General features: G+C 46.5%; 2 tRNA genes and 3 rRNA genes. All 5 read left to right on the top strand.

Features of this window, described 5'->3' with window-relative positions:
- Positions 1-383: 383 nt before the first annotated feature.
- Positions 384-1,900: ribosomal RNA gene (locus tag C3729_RS13095) — 16S ribosomal RNA — on the top strand.
- A 122-nt stretch (positions 1,901-2,022) separates the two neighbouring features.
- Positions 2,023-2,096 (top strand) — tRNA-Ile (locus tag C3729_RS13090).
- Between the two features lie 13 nt (positions 2,097-2,109).
- Positions 2,110-2,183, top strand: a tRNA-Ala gene (locus C3729_RS13085).
- Positions 2,184-2,353: 170 nt separating this feature from the next.
- A 23S ribosomal RNA gene (locus tag C3729_RS13080) occupies positions 2,354-5,134 on the top strand.
- 90 nt (positions 5,135-5,224) lie between these two features.
- A 5S ribosomal RNA gene (gene rrf / locus C3729_RS13075) occupies positions 5,225-5,332 on the top strand.
- The 16S, 23S and 5S rRNA genes sit together here with 2 tRNA genes alongside, the layout of an rRNA operon.
- Positions 5,333-5,456 lie beyond the last annotated feature (124 nt).

The raw sequence follows: 5,456 nt of genomic DNA, 5'->3' as shown, positions 1-5,456 counted from the left end.
AGCGCAGGAGCTAATTAAAGAAAAAGATACGAAACGAGAACTTAAAAATATTTAAAAAAATATTTGGAAGTTTAGAAAAAAGAGTTACCTTTGCAGTCCCTTAAATGAGGGAGCGCAGAAGAGTAAAGAGTTTTTTGAAAGAGATAAATTAAGTTAAGCTAACGAAGTAAATAGTGCGACTGACGGTCTTGAAAAAAAAGTCAAAAAAAGTTTTGTTGATTAAAAAATAATTTATACTTTTGCACTCGCAAATCAGAAACGAAAGATGACAGAAAAGTTTTCTGAGGCGCGAAAGAAAAAGAGATCTTTGAAATACAATATAACAACCAAGTAAAAAAAAATAAACCAAAGCGAAGTCAACTTTGAGTGAGTCAGACAAACATACAATGGAGAGTTTGATCCTGGCTCAGGATGAACGCTAGCGGGAGGCCTAACACATGCAAGCCGAGCGGTATTGTTTCTTCGGAAATGAGAGAGCGGCGTACGGGTGCGGAACACGTGTGCAACCTGCCTTTATCTGGGGGATAGCCTTTCGAAAGGAAGATTAATACTCCATAACATATTGATTGGCATCAATTAATATTGAAAGCTCCGGCGGATAGAGATGGGCACGCGCAAGATTAGCTAGTTGGTGAGGTAACGGCTCACCAAGGCGATGATCTTTAGGGGGCCTGAGAGGGTGATCCCCCACACTGGTACTGAGACACGGACCAGACTCCTACGGGAGGCAGCAGTGAGGAATATTGGTCAATGGGTGCAAGCCTGAACCAGCCATCCCGCGTGAAGGACGACTGCCCTATGGGTTGTAAACTTCTTTTGTATAGGGATAAACCTATCCTCGTGAGGGTAGCTGAAGGTACTATACGAATAAGCACCGGCTAACTCCGTGCCAGCAGCCGCGGTAATACGGAGGGTGCAAGCGTTATCCGGATTTATTGGGTTTAAAGGGTCCGTAGGCGGACTTATAAGTCAGTGGTGAAAGCCTGTCGCTTAACGATAGAACTGCCATTGATACTGTAAGTCTTGAGTATATTTGAGGTAGCTGGAATAAGTAGTGTAGCGGTGAAATGCATAGATATTACTTAGAACACCAATTGCGAAGGCAGGTTACCAAGATATAACTGACGCTGAGGGACGAAAGCGTGGGGAGCGAACAGGATTAGATACCCTGGTAGTCCACGCCGTAAACGATGCTAACTCGTTTTTGGGCTTTAGGGTTCAGAGACCAAGCGAAAGTGATAAGTTAGCCACCTGGGGAGTACGCTCGCAAGAGTGAAACTCAAAGGAATTGACGGGGGCCCGCACAAGCGGTGGATTATGTGGTTTAATTCGATGATACGCGAGGAACCTTACCAAGACTTAAATGGGAATTGACAGGTTTAGAAATAGATCTTTCTTCGGACAATTTTCAAGGTGCTGCATGGTTGTCGTCAGCTCGTGCCGTGAGGTGTTAGGTTAAGTCCTGCAACGAGCGCAACCCCTGTCACTAGTTGCCATCATTCAGTTGGGGACTCTAGTGAGACTGCCTACGCAAGTAGAGAGGAAGGTGGGGATGACGTCAAATCATCACGGCCCTTACGTCTTGGGCCACACACGTAATACAATGGCCGGTACAGAGGGCAGCTACACAGCGATGTGATGCAAATCTCGAAAGCCGGTCTCAGTTCGGATTGGAGTCTGCAACTCGACTCTATGAAGCTGGAATCGCTAGTAATCGCGCATCAGCCATGGCGCGGTGAATACGTTCCCGGGCCTTGTACACACCGCCCGTCAAGCCATGGAAGCTGGGGGTACCTGAAGTCGGTGACCGTAAAAGGAGCTGCCTAGGGTAAAACTAGTAACTAGGGCTAAGTCGTAACAAGGTAGCCGTACCGGAAGGTGCGGCTGGAACATCTCATTTTAGAGCGTCATTAGACGTAAAACAAAATTAAAATAAGAACTTACTCAGTTCGCTTTGGTTTTTTTACTGGTTGATATAAAAAAAATATACCCCTAATCATTAGTAAGAGGGAAGAGATTTAAAGTCTCGTAGCTCAGCTGGTTAGAGCGCTACACTGATAATGTAGAGGTCGGCAGTTCGAGCCTGCCCGAGACTACTAAAGAATTAGAGGGGAATTAGCTCAGCTGGCTAGAGCGCCTGCCTTGCACGCAGGAGGTCAAGGGTTCGACTCCCTTATTCTCCACAGTTTTAGAGGTCTAATTTAAAAGAGACGAATAGAGCCAAAAACAATATTTGTTCATTAGACATTTAAGAAGCAAAATAGATCATTGACATTAACGATAAAGACATCACAAAGAGATAACCGAGCACTTTCGAGTGCCGAGTATAAAAATATACTAATATAATATTAGGAAAGAAATCGTTAAGGGCGTATGGCGGATGCCTAGGCTTTCAGAGGCGACGAAGGACGTGGTAAGCTGCGAAAAGCTGCGGGGATTGGCACACACGAATTGATCCGCAGATGTCCGAATGGGGCAACCCGGCATGTTGAAGACATGTCACCCAGCAATGGGAGCAAACCCGGAGAACTGAAACATCTAAGTACCCGGAGGAAAAGAAATCGAAGAGATTCCGTAAGTAGTGGCGAGCGAAAGCGGATTAGCCCAAAAGTCTTTATATGTTTAGAAGAATGTTCTGGAAAGAACAGCCGTAGAGGGTGATAGCCCCGTAATCGAAAGGCATACATAGATGATAAATGAGTAGGGCGGGACACGTGAAATCCTGTCTGAATATGGGGGGACCATCCTCCAAGGCTAAATACTCCTGAAAGACCGATAGTGAACAAGTACTGTGAAGGAAAGGTGAAAAGCACTTCGAATAGAAGGGTGAAATAGAACCTGAAACCGTACGCCTACAAGCGGTCGGAGCACCTATATGGTGTGACGGCGTGCCTTTTGCATAATGAGCCTACGAGTTAATTTTACTAGCGAGGTTAAGGACTTCAGGTCCGGAGCCGGAGCGAAAGCGAGTCTGAATAGGGCGCATAGTTAGTAGGATTAGACGCGAAACCTTGTGATCTACCCATGGGCAGGTTGAAGCTCTGGTAACACAGAGTGGAGGACCGAACCGGTTGACGTTGAAAAGTCTTCGGATGACCTGTGGGTAGGGGTGAAAGGCCAATCAAACTGGGAGATAGCTCGTACTCCCCGAAATGCATTTAGGTGCAGCGTTGCGACAAGTTTATTAGAGGTAGAGCTACTGATTGGATGCGGGGGTTTCATCGCCTACCAATTCCTGACAAACTCCGAATGCTAATAAATGTTTCGCAGCAGTGAGGGCATGGGTGCTAAGGTCCATGTCCGAGAGGGAAAGAACCCAGACCAACAGCTAAGGTCCCCAAATATATGCTAAGTTGAAACAACGCGGTTGGACTGCATTGACAGCTAGGATGTTGGCTTGGAAGCAGCCATTCATTTAAAGAGTGCGTAACAGCTCACTAGTCGAGCGGTCCGGCATGGATAATAATCGGGCATAAGCATATTACCGAAGCTATGGATTTGTACAATAGTACATCTGGTAGGGGAGCATTCTATTTGCGCCGAAGCAGTATCGCGAGGTATTGTGGAGCGGATAGAAAAGAAAATGTAGGCATAAGTAACGATAAAGGGGGCGAGAAACCCCCTCACCGAAAGACTAAGGTTTCCTCAGCCATGCTAATCAGCTGAGGGTTAGTCGGGGCCTAACGCGAACCCGAAAGGGGTAGTGGATGGACAACGGGTTAATATTCCCGTACCTGTATAATAATAAAGTGACGGAGTTGGAAATTAGGTGCGTACTGACGGAATAGTACGTTGAAGTAACTGCGAGGTTACGATAGTACAGCAAGTCTTCGGATGCGCTGATAATCCTAAGGACCCGCTTCCAAGAAAAGCGATTTATACAGCCCGTACCAAAACCGACACAGGTAGTCGAGGAGAGAATCCTAAGGTGCTCGAGTGAGTCGTGGCTAAGGAACTAGGCAAAATAGTCTCGTAACTTCGGAAGAAGAGACGCCAGCAGTAATGCTGGCCGCAGTGAAGAGGCCCAGGCGACTGTTTATCAAAAACACAGGACTCTGCTAAATCGAAAGATGCTGTATAGGGTCTGACACCTGCCCGGTGCTGGAAGGTTAAGGAAGGTGCTTAGAAGTAATTCGAAGGCATTGACTGAAGCCCCAGTAAACGGCGGCCGTAACTATAACGGTCCTAAGGTAGCGAAATTCCTTGTCGGGTAAGTTCCGACCTGCACGAATGGTGTAACGATCTGGGCACTGTCTCAGCCACGAGCTCGGTGAAATTGTAGTATCGGTGAAGATGCCGATTACCCGCAATGGGACGAAAAGACCCTGTGAACCTTTACTATAACTTCGTATTGACTCTGAGTAAATAATGTGTAGGATAGGTGGGAGGCTTTGAAGCAGGCACGCTAGTGTTTGTGGAGCCAACGTTGAAATACCACCCTTTGTTTACTTGGAGCCTAACTTCGAAAGAAGGACATTGCGTGGTGGGTAGTTTGACTGGGGTGGTCGCCTCCAAAAGAGTAACGGAGGCTTTCAAAGGTACCCTCAGCACGCTTGGTAACCGTGCGTAGAGTGTAATGGCATAAGGGTGCTTGACTGTGAGACCTACAAGTCGATCAGGTGCGAAAGCAGGACATAGTGATCCGGTGGTTCCGTATGGAAGGGCCATCGCTCATAGGATAAAAGGTACTCCGGGGATAACAGGCTAGTCTCCCCCAAGAGCTCACATCGACGGGGAGGTTCGGCACCTCGATGTCGGCTCGTCACATCCTGGGGCTGGAGAAGGTCCCAAGGGTTGGGCTGTTCGCCCATTAAAGTGGCACGCGAGCTGGGTTCAGAACGTCGTGAGACAGTTCGGTCTCTATCTATTGCGGGCGTTAGAAGTTTGAGCGGAGTTGACTCTAGTACGAGAGGACCGTGTTGAACAAACCTCTGGTGTATCAGTTGTACCGCCAGGTGCACCGCTGAGTAGCTATGTTTGGAAGAGATAAGCACTGAAAGCATATAAGTGCGAAACTCGCCGCGAGATGAGACTTCTTTTAAGGGTCGTTGGAGATGACGACGTTGATAGGCTACAGGTGTAAAGGCAGTAATGTCATAGCCGAGTAGTACTAATTACCCGTAGATTTATAGCCTAATAGGCACTCGAAAGAGATAAGGTTAGCTCTTTGTGAACGTTTTTATCGATAAAAAAAGTTATAAACATAACTCTTATATACAATATTTAGGGTGGTTTTAGCAGAGGGGCTCACCTGTTCCCATTCCGAACACAGAAGTTAAGCCCTCTAGCGCCGATGGTACTGCTAACGCGGGAGAGTAGGTCGCCGCCAGTTTTTATTTTGAAATCCTCATCATTTACATGATGAGGATTTTTTGTTTTATAACTATTCTATCCTATCCTATCAAACTATCATTTTGAAAGCATAATACTTTAAATGAGAAAAATACTCATGAAAA

Origin of the sequence: Cloacibacterium normanense (assembly GCF_002943105.1) — a bacterium.
Lineage (GTDB): Bacteria > Bacteroidota > Bacteroidia > Flavobacteriales > Weeksellaceae > Cloacibacterium.
This window is presented reverse-complemented; position numbering and strand designations above follow the sequence as displayed.